The following is a 16,314-nucleotide window of genomic DNA, read 5'->3' on the forward strand; positions in this document are numbered from 1 at the left end:
AGAACGTGCGGCTGGCCGAAATCGTACCGGCCGACAGGCCCCACCGACTCCTCAAGTGGCTGATCGTCCGTCGCCCGCCGGGGCGGTTCCCCTGCCGCGGTTCCTGGTGTACAAAAGTACATGTACAAATGTTCTCTAACTGGAGGCGGCTATGACCGCGCACACGGCGGCGGACCCCGGACCGAGGAAGCGGGACCCCGAGGCGACGCGGCGGGTGATCCTGGAGGCGGCGGCGGAGCTCATCGTCGAGCAGGGGGCGGCGACGCTGACGCACCGGGCGGTCGCGGCGCGGGCTGGGGTGGCCCTGGGGTCGACCACCCGCTACTTCGCATCGATCGACGACCTGCGCGAGACGGCGCTGCGGATGCTCGGGGACGAGATCGACGCCTACCTCGCCCAGACGGAGCGGGACCTGGCGTCCGGCGACGACCTGGCGGAGTGCCTGGCCGCGTCGATGCACGACTTCCTGGCCGACTCCCGGCAGGTGCACGCCACCATGGCGCTCGTCACCGCGGCTGCCTCCGACGCGCGCCTGCGCTCGCTCGCGGTGCGCTGGACCGACCGCCTGACCGATCTTCTCGCCGTGCACGTCGGCAGGGAGCGGGCCGTCGCGGCCGAGGTCTATCTCGACGGGGCGATGATGTACGCCGCCCTGCACGACACCCCGCTCAGCCGGGAGGCCGTCACCCGGGCCCTCCGCGCGATCTTCGCCATGCCCGAGACCGGAGGCCGAGAGTCATGACCACGCTCGCCGCCCCGCCCGGTCCCGTCGCCAAGCTGTCCCGCGGCAGGCGCTGGGCCGCGCTCGCGGTGCTCACCGCGAGCCTGCTCGTCATCACGATGGACATGACGATCCTGAACATCGCGCTGCCCGACATGGCCGCCGAGCTCCACCCCACCAGTGCCCAGCAGTTGTGGATCGTGGACGCCTACTCCCTCGTCCTGGCCGGGCTGCTCGTCTCCGTCGCCGCGATCGCCGACCGCTGGGGACGCAAGCGGATGCTCGTACTCGGCTACGCCGTCTTCGCGGTCGCCTCCCTGGTCATCCTGGCCGCCGACTCGGCCGGGGAGGTGATCGCGGTCAGGGCGGTCCTGGGCATCGGCGGCGCGATGGTCATGCCCACGACCCTCTCCCTGATCCGCGTCATCTTCACCGACCCGAAGGAACGCGCCACCGCCCTGAGCATCTGGGCGGCGGCCTCCGGACTCGGCGCGGTCGTCGGCCCGCTGGTCGGCGGATTCCTGCTGGACCACTTCTCCTGGCACGCCGCGTTCCTCGTCAACGTGCCGCTCATGGTCACCGGGATCATCGCGGCCCTGCTGCTCCTGACCGAGTCCCGCGCGAAGAACCCCGGCCGGTGGGACGCGCCCGCCGCGCTCCTCTCCCTGGTCGGCATGGTCACTCTCGTGTGGGCCATCAAGCAGTTCGGTGAGGAGTCCAGCTTCGCCGTGCCCTCGGCCTGGCTCGCCCTCGGGATCGCCGCGGTGACCCTCACCTGGTTCGCGCTGCGCAGCCTGCGCAGCGACCACCCGCTGCTCGACCTGCGGCTCTTCGCGGGCCGGCAGTTCTCCGCCGGCGTCATCGCCGCACTCGGCGCGACGTTCTCCATGGTCGCGGCCCTGCTGCTGGTCGCCCAGTGGCTCCAGCTCGTCCAGGGCGTCAGCCCGGTCGAGTCGGGGATACGGCTGATGCCGATCGCACTCGCCGGATCCGTCGTCTCCCTCGTCGCCCCGCCGCTCAGCCGCCGCATCGGCTCCCGCGCCGTCCTGGCCGGAGGACTCGCGCTCGCCGGGATCGGCATGCTCTACCTCCGGCTCGCGGGCGACGGCCTGGACCTCACGCACATGACCGTCGCGCTCTGCCTCGTCGGAGCGGGCCTGGGCGCCCTCGCCATCGGCTCGGCCATGATCATGGGCGGCGCCCCGGCGGAGAAGGCAGGCAACGCCGGCGCGCTGGAGGAGACCGCCTACGAGTTCGGCGGCACCCTCGGCGTCACGATCCTCGGCAGCATCTCGGCCCTCGGCTTCCGGGCGCGGTTCACCGACGGCGCGGAGTTCGACACCCTGCACTGGGCGGACCCTGCCCTCGCCGGACAGGCGGAGGAGTCCCTCGGCGCGGCCGTCACCATCGCCGACAGACTCGGCATGCCCGGCCTCGCCACCCACGCGACCGACGCCTTCACCCACTCCCTCCAGACCGCCGGACTCATCGGCGGCGGCCTCATGCTCGCCGTGGCGTCCCTGGTGTTCTTCCTGACCCCGAAGGGCACCGACATCACCAGAGCCGCCCACTGACCAGCACAAGAACCGGTGGTCCGGGCGCCACGGCCAGGACGGCCTAGTCGTCGTCCTCGGCCTTCTCCAGGAGCCGGTCCACGCAGACCGCGACGGCGATCAGGAGTGCCGCGTCCGCGTCCTGGCGCTGCACGTCGATGGCGTAGGTGTCGCGGACGCGGAACCACTGGCGGGAGATGCGGGCCAGCCGCTCGCCCCCGTACTCGATGTCGTACTCCTTGCCGACGAGATCGCCGCGGATCTCCAGCTCGTCCCCGCCGGGCAGTTCAGCGCGGTAGACCTCGCGCATCGGGGTGAAGCGCTTCTTGCGGACGGTGGCGAGGGTCTCGCCGTCGCGCTCGATCCTCATGGCGTCGCCGATGCTGACGAGCTTCTTCCGTACGACGGCGACGATCTCACCCTGCGCGTCCTTCAGCTCGAACGTCTCACGCAGCCGCAGCGCCTTGCCGTCCACGAGGAACGCCTTGTCGCCGTGCTCGTTCTCGACCCAGAAGTCGTCGCCGATGCCGAAGACGCGTTCGCGTACGAGATATCTCATGCCTCCACCCTCCCACCCACTCCCCCGGAACGGGCGCAGCTCCTCGCCGCCCGGCGAGAACTCGGTCGGATGAGGACATGCTGGCCGTGCTCCACGAGGGCGAGGCCGTCGGCGCCGCCCAGTTCGACGAAGAGACCGACCCCGAGTTCCGCCACGCCGGCATCGACCTCTTCCTGACGGCGCGGCACCACGGCAAGGGGCTCGGCACCGACACGGTGCGCACGATGGCCCGGTGGCTCATCCACGAACGGGGCCACCACCGCCTGACCATCGGGTTCAGGGCAGGTCGCCGAGGTACACGGGGCTGTTCGCGGCCGTTTCCGTGCCGAGTGCCGCGAGCGGCGCCGTCAGCCCGAGCGGAAGCAGGGCCAGTTCGCCGACGGCGTGCAGAGGATGCCAGACGACGGCTGCCTGGGTGCGATCCGGCGCGGTCGCCGGGGACGTGGCGCCGGGGAGCAGTCGCGCCGTGAAGTACAGCTGGAGCTGCTGCGACCGGGTGCGGTGGTTCAGGTCGGCCGGGTGCCGGTCCGGCAGATACTCCCGGACCCAGAGCAGCTCGCCGATGGCGACCCGCAGTCCGGTCTCTTCCTCCACCTCCCGGCGGGCGGCCTCGGCAGCCGTCTGACCTGGTTCCACACGCCCACCGGGCAGAACGTGGAACTCCCGGTCACCGTCGCGATGCCGGACCAGAAGGACGCGGCCCTCCTGGTCCACGACAACGGCACGGGCGCTGACCCGCACCACGGGCGCCGTCACGTGCGGGAGTTGAGGACGCAGTCGGCGGCCATGTAGAGGGTTTCCGTTTCGGAGTGGAGGAGGGAGTCCTCGGCGGGGAGGGCCCGTTCGGTTGCGAGGCCGTTGAGGACGGTCATCAGGAATCTCGCGCGCCGGGTGTTGTCGCCCGGGGCGAGGGCGCCCTCCTGGGTGAGGCCCGCCAGCCAGGATTCGACGCGGCGCTGGCCTTCACGGTCCATGGCGAGGTACGCCGCACGCGCTTCCTCGGTCGGCTCGGGGGCGATGAAGGCTTCGAAGATCTTGCGCCACGCCTCTCGCGCCTGCTCCCCCGCGCCCGCGGGCGCGAGCACCTGGCGGAGGCAGTCCACGAGGCGGTCCCGGGCCGGGAGTGAGCGGTCGTGGATCCAGTCCCCGGTGGCCACCTGATCGTAGATGCAGGCGAGCACGGTGTCGCGGAGCTCGCGCTGCGTGGGGAAGAAGTGCCGCAGCGAGCCGACGCTCACCCCGGCGCGCGCGGCGACCGCCCGCACGCTCAGGTTCGCTCCCGCGTCCTCGCCGATCATCGCCACGGCCGCCGCGATGATCTTGCCCCGGGTGCTGAGCCCCGCAGTTTCCGGTTTCCGCTCCGTCACGGTCCTCGCCTCCTCTCCGCACACCGTACTAGTACACCGTGCTAGCGTCGCCCCCAGGGCACTAGTACGGCGTACTAGTCGAGGCCGCGGAAGGGGCTGGCGAATGTTCGAGGAGAGGCGGCGGCGTCGGGCCGTACGGCGGGTGCGGGCGGGAGACGGGCGGCCGCTGCGGCGCTTCCGCTGGTGGCAGTTGCCGGGGCGGGCGCTGTTCGAGCTGGCGCTGACGGAGGATCACGGCCGTACGGTGAGGTACGACGTGGACGTACGGCACTGGCAGAACCAGAGCTCCGGGAACGTCAAGGCGCAGCTGTACCGCGACGGCAGGCTGCACGCCGAGTCGAAGATCCCGGCGGTCTTCCCCGTGCCGGGCGGCGGCACGATCGAGGTGGCGATGAGCGGCTTCGGGATCAAGCGCTGCCACCACGTCGCCGCCGACGGGGCCGAGCGCCAGCTCACCCCGCACCCCGCCTCGGCCGAGGGCCGGCGCGCCCGACTCGACCGTGACCACCCGGCGCTGAGCCGCTGGATCGGCCTCTGCTCGCTGAGCGCGCTCCTCGTCGGTGTCGGGCTTCTGGTCCTGCAGATCGCCGAACCGGTCTCCGAGATACCCCCCGTCGCCGCCCGCGTCGGAAGCTTCGAGTCCCCCGTCCGCCTGCCGCTCTGGCTCAACATCGCGCTCGGGGCCGCGACGGCGATGGCCAGCGTGGAGCGGGCGCTCCGGCTCCGCTACCACTGGCTGCTCGACGGTGCGGCGAACTGAGTCTGGTTCAATTCGGCAGATCCGAGAGCGAGGGGACGGCGTGAGCGACGGCGACGGTGCCAGTGGCAGTGGAGGCGGGGGCGCCCGCGGGCGGCACATCGTGGTGCCGGGGCCCGAGGCCGGGTGGTGGCAGGCTTCCTCGTACCAGGGGAATCCGAACCCGGCGCTCCAGAGCGGGCTGTGGCAGCACGCCTCGGACGGACTCCGGCTCGTCGCCGGGCTGCGCCCGCCGCTGCAGGTGCTCGCCGCCCGGCTGCTGCTCCGGGTGGAGCAGAGCTGGGAGGAGCTGAGCGAGGTCGAGGTCGCGATGTTCCGGATCCGGGGAACCCAGTTCGCGCTCTGCGACATGAAGCACGGTCGCGCCGAGGTGCAGGTCTGGATCGGGAGGGACGCCGACATGGACCCCGCGCTCACGCTCCTGCTCGACACGCTCGGCATCGGCGACGAGGCCCTGAGCTTCCGCTGGGACGGGGATACGCAAACCTACGTCGACCTGCCTTAAGGCCTTAGGCCGTTGCCGCCGCCTCCGCCTTCGGGCCGCAGCGCATGCCGATGTAGACGCAGGGGGTGCCGTCGGGGAGGGCGGAGAAGACGACGGGGGTGTAGTCCTCGCTGAAGGCGGCGCCCACGCCCGTGCCCGCGAAGACCGTGTCGGTGACGGGGATCAGGTCGATCTCCAGGGGCTCGGAGAAGTCCTTCATGCCGTCGACGAACTCGTAACGGACGTGGGCCGCGCCGTCCCGTTCGGTGACGGTGATGACCACGCCCTCGCGGCGGTACGTGCCGAGGAGCGGGGCGAGGTCGACCGTGGGCGGGGTGGCGGGCGGGGCGAAGGGTTCCGGCATGGTCACGTCGGCGAGTTCGGCGAGGAGTTCGCGGTAGAGGGCCGCGTAGACCTCGCGGGCACCGCCGCCGTTGGTGAGCAGGGCGACCGCGACGCCCGCCGAGGGGACGACGCGCAGGTAGCCGTACTGGCCGATGGAGGCGCCGTCATGGCCGTAGCCCTGGACGCCGTTCCAGTCGTACAGCGTCCAGCCCAGGCCCCAGCCGTCCGCGCTGACCGACCACTTGTCCGGTGAGTCGACGACGCGGCGCTGCATCAGCTCGACGGACTCCTCGGAGAGCACACGCGTGCCGTCCTCGGCCACGCCGCCCGCGAGGTGCATCCGGGCCAGCCGTGCGAGGTCACCGGCGCTGGCGATGACGCGCCCGTACGGACCGGCCGAGCGCGGCATCAGGTCCCAGGACGGGGCCGGGTCGGGGTCCTGGCCCGGCTCGCCGAGATGGCTCATCGCGGCGCGGAAGCACAGCGCCTCCTCGGGCAGCGTCATGGTGTGCGTGAGGCCGAGCGGGGTGAAGAGGAGGTCCTTGAGGGCCTGGTCCCAGACCTTGCCGGTGACGACCTCGATGATCCGGCCCAGGATGTTGTAGCCGACGCTGCTGTACGAGAGCGCGGTGCCGGGCGGGCAGTCCAGCGCCACGTCCCGCGCGGCCGCGACGTAGGTGGCGAGGCAGTCGTCGCCGCGCCCGCTGTCGTACGTGAAGTCGCAGGTGAGGCCGCTGGTGTGGCTGAGGAGCCGGCGGGTGGTGATGACCTTGGTCGCCTCGGGGTCGGCGGTCCTGAACTCCGGGAGCACCTCCACCACCGGCCTGTCCAGGTCGAGTTGGCCCGCGTCGGCGAGCCGCATGATCAGGGTGGACGTGTAGAGCTTGGCGATCGAGCCCATCTGGAAGACGGAGTCGGTGGTCGTCTCGACGCCCGTGCCGCGGTGCAGGACGCCGGAGGCCAGCTCGTGGACCGTGCCGTCGACGAGGATCGCGAGGGACGCGCCGGGGACGTGATGGGCGGCCCGCAGCGCGTCGAGGCGGGCCTGCCAGCGGTCGAGGTCCAGCCTGCGGCCCGCGGAACTCCGGGCGCCCCACTCGCCCTTGGCGCTCCAGCTGCCCTGCTCGTCCCAGTTCACGTGCTGCGACATGTGTGCCCCCACTCGATGCGATCAGCGTGCGAACACCGTACGCATGAAGGAACACTGTACGCAAGGCGCGAACGGCGTCCGCTACCGTGAGGGCGGACACGTGCCGATGAAGAGGATGAAGAGGGAGCCGGAGGCGTATGGCGGGCGACGGGAAGCGGACCGGATCGGTGTGGACGCGGCCGCGCCCGCGGCAGCGGGAGCAGCTGACGCGGGAGCAGATCGTGTCGGCGGCGATCGAACTGCTCGACGCGGAGGGCGTGGAGGCCCTCAGCATGCGCAAGCTCGGGACGCGCCTGGGTGCCGCCGCGACGTCCCTCTACCGGCACGTGGCCCACAAGGACGAGCTGATGGAGCTGGTCGTCGACGAGATCTACGGCGAGCTGGAGGTACGCGCACCGGCCGGCCCCGAGCGGTGGCGCGAGGCCGCGGCCGAGACCGCCGCCGGGCTGCGCGCGATGGCGCTGCGCCACCCCTGGATCGCGCCCGAACTCGGCCAGGTCGGACTCGTCCACGTCGGGCCCAACGCGATGCGGATGGCGTCCGGGCTGGTGGCGCAGTTCGAGGCGGCGGGATTCCCGGACGACGAGAAGGACCAGGCCATGGGCGTGCTCACGTCGTACGTCCTCGGGACCGCGACCACCGAGGCCGCGTACCTCTCGCTGATCGCCCGCAGCGGGAAGAGCGAGGAGCAGTGGGTGGCGGACCTGCGGCCGGGCTTCGAGGAGGCGTCGGCGGACCACCCGGCGGTGCGCGAGGGCAGCTCGGCACGGCAGGACGTGACTCCGGAGCGGATCCGGGACGAGGCGTTCGACTACGGGCTCGACCGGGTCCTCGACGGACTCCAGGCCCGGCTCGACACGACGGCCCAGGCGTCCTAGCGGCGACGGCGCCCAGGGCGCGCCCCGGCGCGGGCCCCGGCGCGTGCCCCGGCCGGATTGCGTACGCGCGTGCGGCGGCGGGCCTTTGCCCCCTGGCCACGCGGCCCGGCGCGCGGTACATCACCCACATGACCCCGCACGGTGAGGAGACCCGGGAATCCGGGGGAACCGGGAGCGCGGAGGGGCGTCTCGGCGGCAAGGTCGCCTTCGTCACCGGCGCGGCCGGAGGGCTCGGCCGCAGCCATGTCCGACGGCTCGCGGAGGAGGGCGCCGACCTCGTGATCGTCGACATCTGCCGGTCCGTCGACACGGTGCCCTACGCGCAGTCGACGCCGGAGGACCTGGTCGAGGCGGTCGGCGAGGTGGAGGAGCTGGGCCGCCGCGTCGTGGCGCGGCAGGCGGACGTACGCGACCGGGACGCGCTGCAGGAGGCGTACGACGCCGGGCTCGACGCGTTCGGGGAGATCGACGTCGTGGTCGCCAACGCCGGGATCGCGCCGCTGCTCGTGGAGGACAGGGTGCAGGCGTGGTACGACGCCATCGAGGTGAACCTCACCGGCGCCTTCCACACCGTCGAGGTGGCCCTCCCCTCGATGATCGAGGCCGAGCGGGGCGGCTCGATCGTGATCGTCAGCTCCACCGCCGGGCTCGTCGGGATCGGCGGGGCCAGCAACGGCGGCCTCGGCTACGCCGCCTCCAAGCACGGGCTGGTCGGGCTGATGCGTACGTACGCCAACAACCTGGCCCCGCACAGCATCAGGGTGAACTCCGTGCACCCCACCGGCGTCGCCACCCGCATGGTCGCCGATCCGGCGATGGTCGAGTTCGTCGCGCAGGACCCGGTCCTGTCGGCGGGAGGGGCGAACGCCCTTCCGGTCGAGATGATCGAGCCGGTCGACGTGTCCAACGCCGTCCTGTGGCTGGCCTCGGACGAGGCCCGCTACGTCACCGGCGTCACGCTGCCCGTGGACGCCGGGTACATCAACCGCCGTTGATTCGCCACGTAGCCGTCGCCGAGCCGGAGGTGGAGCACCATGACCGGTCATCAGTACGCGGACACGATCCTGGTGGGCGGGCGCGTCAGGGTGTCGTCGGGCTGGGCCGAGGGGCTCGCCGTACGTGCCGGGGTCATCGTCGCGGTCGGCGGCCGCGAGGACGTGCTGCAACGGAGCGGCCCGGACACGCGGGTCTTCGACCTGGGCGGCGACACCGTCCTCCCCGGACTGCACGACCTGCATGTGCACCCCGTCTACGCCGGGATCCGCGAGCGGCGCTGCAAGATCCCGCAGGGCTCCAGCCTCGCCGAGACCCTCCGCATCGTGGCCGAGCACGTGTCCCGGGCCGCGCCCGGCGCGTGGGTCCTCGGCGGGCAGTGGGACGCGTCCGCGCTCGGCACCGTCCCCGACCGGACCCTGCTCGACACCGTCGCGCCCGGCAACCCCGTCGTCCTGGAGGACACCAGCGGCCACAGCTCCTGGGCGAACAGCGCGGCGCTCAAGGCCGCCGGGATCGGTCCCGGCACCCCGGACCCGCCGGGCGGCTACTTCGAGCGGGACGCCGCGGGCGGCCCGAGCGGGGTCCAGCGCGAGACCGCCGTCGACACGCTCGCCGCCTCGGCCCCCCGCCCGGCCGACGAGGAGGTCGAGGCGGCCCTGGAGTGGTCGCTCGGGGAGATGCTCTCGTACGGGATCACGTCCTTCACCGAGGCCGCGGTCGGGTTCACCGCCGGGCCGCACGCCGAACTGCGCGCCTATACGCGGCTCGACGCGCGCGGAGCCGTACGGCAGCGGGTCCGCCTCTCCCTCGTGTGGTCCCCCCAGGACCCCGTGTGCGAGGACGTGATCGCCACCCGGAACCTGTGCGCGAGCCGCCATCTCGCGCCCGACTGCGTGAAGATCTTCCTCGACGGGGTGCCGACCGACAGCCGTACGGCGGCCATGCTCACGCCCTACCAGGACACGCCGGAGGGACGGGGTGACGAGTCGAACCGGTACGGGATGCTCGCGATCGCGCCCGCCGCCCTCGACGAGGCCGTGACCCGGTTCGACCGCATGGGCCTCACGGTCAAGTTCCACGCCGCCGGGGACGCGGCGGTCCGGGCGGCGCTGGACGCCGTCGAGGCCGCCCGTACGGCCAACGGGCCCGGCCCCTGCATGCACAACGTCGGGCACTGCACGTTCGTGGCGAAGAACGACATCGAGCGCGCGACGCGGATCGGCGCGACGTTCGAGGTCTCGCCGTATCTGTGGCAGCCCTCCCCCATCTGCGCCGACATCGCGGCGGCCGTGGGGCCGGACGCGATCGAACGCGTCTGGCCGGTACGCGACATGCTCGAAGCCCGCGCCCTGGTCGTGCCGGGCTCGGACTGGTGCGTCGTCCCGTCGGTGAACCCGTGGTCCGCCATCGAGACGCTCGTCACCCGGCAGCGCCCAGGAGGCAGCGCCGACTCCTTCGGCGCGTCCCAGGCCATCACCCTTGACCAGGCGTTCGACCTGTTCACGGTCAACGCCGCACGCCAGGAGGGCATGACGCACCGCGTCGGCCGCATCGAACCGGGCATGCTCGCCGACCTCGTCGTGGTCGACCAGAACCCCTTCGACGTACCGGTCACCCGCGTGCACGCCACGGGGGTCAGGATGACCTTCATCGAGGGCGACCTGGCCTTCGACGCGTCAGCGCCCCGGCCCGCCGCTCGGTAACTTCTCTCGCGGCACCACGATGCGTGCCGTGCCCCCGGTCAGGTCGACGCTGGAGCGGGGCGGGGCGCCGTCGGTCTCGTCGTCGCGGAGCAGCAGTTCCACGCGGCGCTGCTCCAGCTCCGCCGTCTTGTTCCCGTTCACGACGGCCGTGAACTCGTCGAAGGCGATGCTCGACAGCGACCGTCCCGAGCGCCGCCGTACCCACGGGAGCACGCCCAGTCCCGTGGTCCACCGCCACACGCCCTCCGCGAGGGCGAACAGGGCCAGCAGACACACGAACGCCGGGAACGACATGAGCCAGATCGCCATGCGTCCAGCCTTGTCGGCCCGGGGCGCACGGGGATCGGCCGCGCGGAGGAGCTGCCTCCCCCGTGCGGCGGAGACCATTCCCGCAACCTCCGGGTTGCAGGAGCGCGCGCGATGTGCAACCGTGGGGTAGCAGGTTGAGGGCTGGCACGACGAAGGAGAAGGTCATGAGCTACGCAGGACACACCGAGACCGAGCTCGCCGAGCTCGACCGGATCGCGCGGCAGATCGACATCGACGCTCCGGCCGAGCGGGTCTGGGAGCTGGTCGCGCGCCCCGGCTGGTACGTCAACGACGGCACGGTCGAGGCCGAGCCCGACCTGCGGTACGAGGGCGACATGGCCGTGCTGCGCCATCCGACGCTGGGCGAGTTCCGGTTCCGGACGGTGGAGCTGGACAAGCCGCGTTACGCCGCGTTCCGCTGGATCGGCACCCCGTACCGGGACGAGACGACGCCCTCGACGCTGGTCGAGTTCTGGATCGACGAGCGGGACGGCGGCGGCGTGACGCTGCGCGTCGTCGAGAGCGGGTTCTCCGGCCTCGCCGACGACCCCGCCGCGTGGCTGAAGGAGCGCGAGGGCAACGACGAGGGGTGGCTCACCGAGCTGGCGGCCGCGAAGGCGTTCGCCGAGAAGTCCGCCGCGTGACCGCCCCCCTCCCCGTCATGTGTGCCGCGCTCGGGGATCCGACGCGCTGGGAGATCCTCACCCACCTCGGCAAGGGCCCCATGTCGGCCTCCGCGCTGGCCCGCGAGCTGCCGGTGAGCCGTCAGGCGATCGGCAAGCACCTGGAGGTGCTGCGCGAGGTCGGCCTCGTCGAGTCCGAGCAGCGCGGGCGCGAGGTCGTCCACGTCGCCGTCGGCGCCAGGCTCGGCGCACTGGCCAGGGAACTCGACCGTATCGGCCGCTCCTGGGAGAACCGCCTGCTGCGGATCAAGGAGCTGGCGGAGGGCCCCGGCCCGGCCGCTCCGGAAGCCCACGACTGACGACGTACGACGTAAGACGAGGGGACACGACCATGACCACGCACGACGAGCACGAGAAGCACGAGAAGCACGGCATCGGGATGCCGCCCGTCGCCGACCGGGCCGCCTTCCAGGCGGAGCTGGACAAGCTGCGGGTCCGCGAGAAGGCGCACACCCGCGAGGGCGACGCGATCGCGGCGGCCCGGCGCCGCCTGCCCATGGTCGAGGTGGCCGCCGACCTCGAACTGACGGGCCCCGACGGGCCGATGACCCTGCTCGACGCGTTCGAGGGACGGCGGCAGCTCCTCGCCTACTTCTTCATGTGGCACGACGGCCACGGGGCGGCCGACCAGTGCGAGGGCTGCACCTGGGTCACCAGCCAGGTCCAGGAGCTGTCCTACCTGCACTCCCGTGACATCACCTACGCGGTCCTCTGCCAGGGCCCGTACGAGGAGAGCCGCCGCTACCGGGACTTCATGGGCTGGGACATGCCCTGGTACTCGGCCCTCCCCTCGCAGGACACGCTCCTCGTCGGCCGCCGCGTCGGGATCACGCACCTGGTCTGCTACCTGCGTGACGGCGACCGCGTCCACGAGACGTACTGGACGACGGATCGCGGCGTGGAGGCGATGGACTGCAGCTACCGGCTGATGGACCGCACCCCGTACGGACGCCAGGAGCCCTGGGAGGACTCGCCGCCCGGCTGGCCGGTCGCCCGGCACGTCGCCGAAGGGTCCAGCCCGCTGCGCCGCGACGGGCGCCCCCTCCCCCAGTGGGCCCGCCTCGCCGCCGGACACTCCGACGATCTCGCGCTCAGGCGAGGGTGATCTCTACCGGGAGCTCCTTGATGCCGTTGACGAAGTTGGAGCGGACGCGGCGTACCTCGCCGGTGAGGCGGATGTCGGCGAGGCGGGGCAGGAGTTCCTCGAACATGACGCGGATCTCCAGGCGGGCCAGCGCGTTGCCGAGGCAGAAGTGCGGGCTGCCTTTGCCGAAGGTGACGTGGTCGTTGTTCTCGCGGGTCACGTCGAAGCGGTACGGGTCGGGGAAGACGGCCTCGTCGCGGTTGCCGGAGGCGAACCACAGGACCACCTTGTCGCCCTCCCTGATCCGCTTGCCGCCCAGCTCGACGTCCCGGGTCGCGGTGCGCCGGAAGTGGTAGACGGGCGAGGCCCAGCGCAGGAACTCCTCGACGGCGACCGGTATCAGCGCGGGGTCGGCCTGGAGCCGGGCGCGTTCGGCGGGGTGGTTGATGAGGGCGAGCATGGAGTGCGAGATGGCGTGCCGGGTCGTCTCGTTGCCCGCGACGACCAGGAGCAGGAAGTAGTTGTCGAAGTCCCGGTCGCTGAGCGGCACGCCGTCCATGGGGACGGTGTTGACGAGCCTGCTGACCAGGTCCTCGCCCCGGCCGCCGCGCCGCCGTGCCGCCAGCTCACGGCCGTAGGCGAAGACCTCCAGCGCGGCGGGGCTGCGGAAGGGCAGCTCGCGGTAGCGCTCGCTCTCCTCGCTGCCGAGGAGCACGTCCGCGTAGTCGGGGTCGGTGTTGCCGATGAGGCGGTTGCCCCAGTCGATGAGCTGCTGGGTGTCGTCCTCGGGCACGTCGAGCATCCGGGCGAGCACGTTGATCGGGAAGTCCGCCGAGATCTCCCGTACGAAGTCGAAGCCGCCCTTGACGAGCGCCGCGTCCAGCGTCCGTCCGGTCAGCCCGCGCAGGAACGTCGCGTACGTGGCGACGGCGCGCGGCGTGAACTGCTTGTGCAGGACACGGCGGAGCGCCTGGTGGCGCGGGCCGTCCGTCTCCAGGAGGGAGCGGCGGATGGCCCGCTGCCCCGCGTCGACCTCTTCGAGGTTGGTGAACCGGGTGGAGGTGAACGTCTCGGTGTCGCGGTCGGCGCGCACGATGTCCTCGTGCCGGGTGAGCGCCCAGAAGCCGCTGTTGGGGGCCGGTTCCGGCTGCCAGTGCACCGGGTCCTCGCGGCGCAGCGTGTCGAACATCCGCCAGGGGGTCGCGCCGTCCGTGAAGCGGTCGGTGTCGGCGAGATCGACCTGGGAGAGGGGCAGCGGCACCGGAGGCTCGGACGTGGCGGTGGACATGGGGCTCCTTTCACATCAGGACGGCGTACTCCCTGAACTCCCAGTCGGTGATGAACTGCTGGAACCGTTCGATCTCGTTGCGCTTGTAGGTGAGGAAGCTGTCGGTGAAGGCCGCGCCGAGCACCTCGCCGAGCCGGGTGTCGGCGGCGAGCGCGTCGAGCGCCTCCCCGAGGGTGCCGGGCAGCCGGGGCGCGTCCCCGCCGTATCCGTAGCCCTCCAGGGGCGCGGGCGGCTCCTGCTTGTCGCGGATGCCGAGGCCGACGGCCGCGAGGGTTCCGGCGACGGCGAGGTAGGGGTTGGCGGCGGCGTCGCCGAGCCGCATCTCCAGCCGGGCCCCCGCGCCGCGCTCGGGCGGCACACGCACCATCGCGCTGCGGTTGTCCAGGCCCCAGTCGATGAGCCAGGGCGCGAGGGTGTCGGGCCCGAAGCGCTTGTAGGAGTTGACGGTCGGGTTGAGCAGCGCGGCCAGCGCGGGCGCGTGCGCGAGGACTCCGGCGATGGCGTAACGGGCGCTCTTGGAGAGGCCGTACGGCTCGTCCGGGGCGTCGAAGACGTTGGCGCCGTCGGCGTCCACGAGGGAGAGGTGGAGGTGGAATCCGGAGCCGCCCTCGTCGTTGAAGGGCTTGGCCATGAAGGTGGCCATCCTGCCCTCCGTACGGGCGATCTCCTTGACGGCGGCCTTGAAGCGAAAGGCGCGGTCGGCGGCGTCCAGCGCGTACGAGTGGGTGAGGTTGATCTCGAACTGGCCGCTGGAGAACTCGTGGTTGCCCGCGATGGCCCCGATGTCCAGCTCCTTCATGTGCCGCATGGTGCGCAGCAGATGGCGGTCGGGGTCGCCGCGCCGCCCGGCGCTGTACACGTTGCCCGGAGCCGGGCCGTACGGGCGCCAGCCGGTGGTGGAGGCGGGGTCGGTGTCCGGCTCGCACAGGTAGTACTCCAGCTCGGGGCCGACGACGGCGCGCTGGTCCCGGCCGCACCAGTCCACGACGCCGCGCAGCAGGTCGCGGGGCGACTCGGGCACGGCGCGGCCCGTGGCGTGGTCGTACGCGTCGCCCAGGCACCAGGCGACCCCGGGCTCCCAGGGCAGCGGGTGCAGGGTGTCCAGGTCGAGGCGGACGCCGATGTCGGGGAGCCCGGCCTCCAGCCCGCCCGTGACGGGGACGACGTCGCCCTGCGGGGTGGTGTGGTAGACGGCGCGGCAGAACGACAGTCCGCTTCCGCACGCGTCGGGGAGGTGGTCGAGGAGGATGTCGCGGGCGCGGTCGACGCCGATGATGTCCGAATAGATCACCCGGACCACGTCGATGCCCTGGGCGCGCAGCGAGGTGAAGGCCGCCTCGGCTTTTCCTTCGTGTCCTTCGTGTGCATCGCTCACGTGAACTCTCCCTGCGGGGGCCGGACTCGCGGCGGGACCGTCCGTTCGTTTGGGATCAAACGTTACGAGCCCGGCCCCCGCCCGGCAAGACTCCCGGACGGAATCCACGCCGGAATCCACGGCGGAATCCGTAGGCGCCCGCACCCATGACAGACCCCGGGGAGGCGCCTATCGTACGGGCCCAAACGACACTCCTCGTCCAAGGAGCTCCGATGCCGGAAGTCCGCGGATTCTTCCCGCCCTTGACCGCCACGGGCCGCGCGGCCCTGATCCCCCCGCCCCCCTGGCACTACTCGGGCGACCTGCTCACCGTCGAGTACCGCACGGACCCGGCGCGGGTGCGCGAGCTGCTGCCCGCGCCGCTCGAACCCGCCGAGGAGGACCCCGGGGCCGTCGCGCTGATCTGGGCCGACTGGCAGTCCTGCGGGGAGAGCCGCGAGGAGCTGCTCGACCCGGTGCGCAGCCAGTACAAGGAGTGCTTCGCGGCCGTACGGTGCGGCTACCGGGGCCGGACGTACTCGCGCTGCGTCCACATCTGGGTGGACAAGGACTTCGCGCTCGCGCGCGGCATCCACCAGGGGTACCCGAAGAAGCTCGGCTCGATCCATCTGACCAGGCCGCATCCGTACGGCCCGGCGCCGCGGCTGGGGGCCGGGGCCGTCCTCGGCGCGACGCTGGCGGCGGGCGACCGGCGGCTGGCGCAGGCCGTGGTGACGCTGCGCGGCCCGTCCTCGTCCAACGGATTCGTGAACGCCCACGCCATGGCGCACCACCGGCGGCTGCCCGCCATCGACGGCCGGGGCCTCGCCCTCGACGAGCTGATCGCGAGCGGCGCCGCCTCCTTCGAGGGCGGGCAGCCCTGGGCGGGCGACGCCGAACTGGAGCTGTTCGAGGCGCCGTCCGAGGAACTGGCGGCGCTGCGCGTCGAGGAGCCGATCGGCGCGTACTACCGCCAGATCGGCGTCTGCTGGAACGGCGGCACCCAGCTGGAGCGGCGGACCGCGGGGAGCTGAGCGCCGGGGCGCAGGGGGCGGACCGGGATCCGGCCCGCCCCCTCCCCCC

The 16,314-nt window shown here is 72.3% G+C and carries 18 protein-coding genes and 1 pseudogene; 12 read left to right on the forward strand and 7 right to left on the reverse strand.

Annotation, left to right across the window (positions count from 1 at the left end):
* The first annotated feature begins 151 nt into the window (after positions 1–151).
* Together ACGF3A_RS27330 and ACGF3A_RS27335 are read left to right on the forward strand one after the other, a co-directional pair.
* Positions 152–742, forward strand: a complete 591-nt coding sequence (locus ACGF3A_RS27330) for a TetR/AcrR family transcriptional regulator (RefSeq protein ID WP_393732981.1) — start codon at positions 152–154, stop codon at positions 740–742.
* Complete coding sequence (locus tag ACGF3A_RS27335; protein WP_393732982.1) at positions 739–2,295, forward strand: MFS transporter; 1,557 nt, start codon at positions 739–741, stop codon at positions 2,293–2,295. Before ACGF3A_RS27330 ends, ACGF3A_RS27335 begins: the two co-directional genes overlap by 4 nt.
* Positions 2,296–2,338: 43 nt before the next feature.
* On the opposite strand, the gene ACGF3A_RS27340 is transcribed toward ACGF3A_RS27335, so the two are convergent.
* The gene (locus tag ACGF3A_RS27340) at positions 2,339–2,833 is read right to left on the reverse strand and encodes an LURP-one-related/scramblase family protein (protein ID WP_393732983.1); all 495 of its coding nucleotides are present in this window, start codon (positions 2,831–2,833) and stop codon (positions 2,339–2,341) included.
* Here ACGF3A_RS27340 and ACGF3A_RS27345 point away from each other — a divergent pair.
* Positions 2,827–3,105, forward strand: a pseudogene (locus ACGF3A_RS27345) (GNAT family N-acetyltransferase); the annotation flags it as partial. The gene ACGF3A_RS27340 and the pseudogene ACGF3A_RS27345 overlap by 7 nt on opposite strands.
* A 4-nt stretch (positions 3,106–3,109) precedes the next feature.
* On the opposite strand, the gene ACGF3A_RS27350 reads toward ACGF3A_RS27345, so the two are convergent.
* Positions 3,110–3,589 carry an NUDIX domain-containing protein gene (locus tag ACGF3A_RS27350; RefSeq protein ID WP_393732984.1) on the reverse strand — a complete coding sequence of 160 codons (480 nt, stop codon included), beginning with the start codon at positions 3,587–3,589 and terminating at the stop codon, positions 3,110–3,112.
* Positions 3,586–4,200: a TetR family transcriptional regulator gene (locus ACGF3A_RS27355; protein WP_393732985.1), complete on the reverse strand. Its 615-nt coding sequence runs from the start codon at positions 4,198–4,200 to the stop codon at positions 3,586–3,588. The genes ACGF3A_RS27350 and ACGF3A_RS27355 overlap by 4 nt, the downstream gene beginning before the upstream one ends.
* Positions 4,201–4,303: 103 nt before the next feature.
* Between ACGF3A_RS27355 and ACGF3A_RS27360 the strand changes: the two genes are divergently transcribed.
* Together ACGF3A_RS27360 and ACGF3A_RS27365 are read left to right on the forward strand one after the other, a co-directional pair.
* Entirely contained in the window at positions 4,304–4,960 is a 657-nt protein-coding gene (locus ACGF3A_RS27360) for a hypothetical protein (protein ID WP_393732986.1), read from the forward strand.
* Positions 4,961–5,000: 40 nt separating this feature from the next.
* Positions 5,001–5,462, forward strand: coding sequence for a hypothetical protein (locus ACGF3A_RS27365; protein WP_393732987.1), 462 nt, complete (start codon positions 5,001–5,003; stop codon positions 5,460–5,462).
* Positions 5,463–5,466: 4 nt separating this feature from the next.
* Here ACGF3A_RS27365 and ACGF3A_RS27370 read toward each other — a convergent pair whose 3' ends face one another.
* Positions 5,467–6,936: a serine hydrolase domain-containing protein gene (locus ACGF3A_RS27370; RefSeq protein WP_393732988.1), complete on the reverse strand. Its 1,470-nt coding sequence runs from the start codon at positions 6,934–6,936 to the stop codon at positions 5,467–5,469.
* Positions 6,937–7,073: 137 nt separating this feature from the next.
* Here ACGF3A_RS27370 and ACGF3A_RS27375 point away from each other — a divergent pair, with 137 nt between their 5' ends.
* The 3 genes from ACGF3A_RS27375 to ACGF3A_RS27385 all read left to right on the forward strand — a co-directional run bounded on the left by ACGF3A_RS27375 (position 7,074) and on the right by ACGF3A_RS27385 (position 10,513).
* Entirely contained in the window at positions 7,074–7,814 is a 741-nt protein-coding gene (locus ACGF3A_RS27375) for a TetR/AcrR family transcriptional regulator (RefSeq protein ID WP_393732989.1), read from the forward strand.
* A gap of 128 nt (positions 7,815–7,942) precedes the next feature.
* A complete protein-coding gene (locus ACGF3A_RS27380) occupies positions 7,943–8,809 on the forward strand; it encodes a mycofactocin-coupled SDR family oxidoreductase (RefSeq protein WP_393732990.1) in 867 nt (288 codons plus the stop codon).
* A gap of 39 nt (positions 8,810–8,848) precedes the next feature.
* Complete coding sequence (locus ACGF3A_RS27385) at positions 8,849–10,513, forward strand: amidohydrolase (protein WP_393732991.1); 1,665 nt, start codon at positions 8,849–8,851, stop codon at positions 10,511–10,513.
* Here the strand turns inward: ACGF3A_RS27385 and ACGF3A_RS27390 are convergent.
* A complete protein-coding gene (locus ACGF3A_RS27390; protein ID WP_393732992.1) occupies positions 10,487–10,822 on the reverse strand; it encodes a DUF6191 domain-containing protein in 336 nt (111 codons plus the stop codon). The genes ACGF3A_RS27385 and ACGF3A_RS27390 overlap by 27 nt on opposite strands.
* A 164-nt stretch (positions 10,823–10,986) precedes the next feature.
* On the opposite strand from ACGF3A_RS27390, the gene ACGF3A_RS27395 reads away from it, so the two are divergent.
* Genes ACGF3A_RS27395 through ACGF3A_RS27405 form a run of 3 tightly spaced genes read left to right on the forward strand, consistent with a single transcriptional unit; the run spans position 10,987 to position 12,610 of the window.
* A complete protein-coding gene (locus ACGF3A_RS27395) occupies positions 10,987–11,466 on the forward strand; it encodes an SRPBCC domain-containing protein (protein ID WP_393732993.1) in 480 nt (159 codons plus the stop codon).
* Positions 11,463–11,804, forward strand: coding sequence for an ArsR/SmtB family transcription factor (locus tag ACGF3A_RS27400; protein WP_393732994.1), 342 nt, complete (start codon positions 11,463–11,465; stop codon positions 11,802–11,804). Before ACGF3A_RS27395 ends, ACGF3A_RS27400 begins: the two co-directional genes overlap by 4 nt.
* Before the next feature lie 32 nt (positions 11,805–11,836).
* Positions 11,837–12,610 (forward strand): DUF899 family protein, encoded by a 774-nt coding sequence (locus ACGF3A_RS27405; protein WP_393732995.1) that lies wholly within the window; start codon positions 11,837–11,839, stop codon positions 12,608–12,610.
* Here the strand turns inward: ACGF3A_RS27405 and ACGF3A_RS27410 are convergent.
* Positions 12,597–13,877: a cytochrome P450 gene (locus ACGF3A_RS27410; protein ID WP_393732996.1), complete on the reverse strand. Its 1,281-nt coding sequence runs from the start codon at positions 13,875–13,877 to the stop codon at positions 12,597–12,599. The genes ACGF3A_RS27405 and ACGF3A_RS27410 overlap by 14 nt on opposite strands.
* A 10-nt stretch (positions 13,878–13,887) precedes the next feature.
* A complete protein-coding gene (locus tag ACGF3A_RS27415; RefSeq protein ID WP_393732997.1) occupies positions 13,888–15,252 on the reverse strand; it encodes a glutamine synthetase family protein in 1,365 nt (454 codons plus the stop codon).
* A 212-nt stretch (positions 15,253–15,464) separates the two neighbouring features.
* Here ACGF3A_RS27415 and ACGF3A_RS27420 point away from each other — a divergent pair, with 212 nt between their 5' ends.
* Entirely contained in the window at positions 15,465–16,265 is an 801-nt protein-coding gene (locus ACGF3A_RS27420; RefSeq protein ID WP_393732998.1) for an acetoacetate decarboxylase family protein, read from the forward strand.
* The last annotated feature ends 49 nt before the right edge of the window (positions 16,266–16,314 follow it).

Source organism: Streptomyces sp. NPDC048172 (assembly GCF_043202595.1).
Lineage (GTDB): Bacteria > Actinomycetota > Actinomycetes > Streptomycetales > Streptomycetaceae > Streptomyces.

Bases quoted from the DNA above. Each gene is read 5' to 3' on its own strand.
- ACGF3A_RS27360 (WP_393732986.1), top strand. From the start codon at position 4,304: ATGTTCGAGGAGAGGCGGCGGCGTCGGGCCGTACGGCGGGTGCGGGCG.
- ACGF3A_RS27335 (WP_393732982.1), top strand. From the start codon at position 739: ATGACCACGCTCGCCGCCCCGCCCGGTCCCGTCGCCAAGCTGTCCCGC.
- ACGF3A_RS27420 (WP_393732998.1), top strand. From the start codon at position 15,465: ATGCCGGAAGTCCGCGGATTCTTCCCGCCCTTGACCGCCACGGGCCGC.
- ACGF3A_RS27405 (WP_393732995.1), top strand. From the start codon at position 11,837: ATGACCACGCACGACGAGCACGAGAAGCACGAGAAGCACGGCATCGGG.
- ACGF3A_RS27380 (WP_393732990.1), top strand. From the start codon at position 7,943: ATGACCCCGCACGGTGAGGAGACCCGGGAATCCGGGGGAACCGGGAGC.
- ACGF3A_RS27390 (WP_393732992.1), bottom strand. From the start codon at position 10,822: ATGGCGATCTGGCTCATGTCGTTCCCGGCGTTCGTGTGTCTGCTGGCC.
- ACGF3A_RS27395 (WP_393732993.1), top strand. From the start codon at position 10,987: ATGAGCTACGCAGGACACACCGAGACCGAGCTCGCCGAGCTCGACCGG.
- ACGF3A_RS27340 (WP_393732983.1), bottom strand. From the start codon at position 2,833: ATGAGATATCTCGTACGCGAACGCGTCTTCGGCATCGGCGACGACTTC.
- ACGF3A_RS27330 (WP_393732981.1), top strand. From the start codon at position 152: ATGACCGCGCACACGGCGGCGGACCCCGGACCGAGGAAGCGGGACCCC.
- ACGF3A_RS27370 (WP_393732988.1), bottom strand. From the start codon at position 6,936: ATGTCGCAGCACGTGAACTGGGACGAGCAGGGCAGCTGGAGCGCCAAG.
- ACGF3A_RS27410 (WP_393732996.1), bottom strand. From the start codon at position 13,877: ATGTCCACCGCCACGTCCGAGCCTCCGGTGCCGCTGCCCCTCTCCCAG.
- ACGF3A_RS27375 (WP_393732989.1), top strand. From the start codon at position 7,074: ATGGCGGGCGACGGGAAGCGGACCGGATCGGTGTGGACGCGGCCGCGC.
- ACGF3A_RS27385 (WP_393732991.1), top strand. From the start codon at position 8,849: ATGACCGGTCATCAGTACGCGGACACGATCCTGGTGGGCGGGCGCGTC.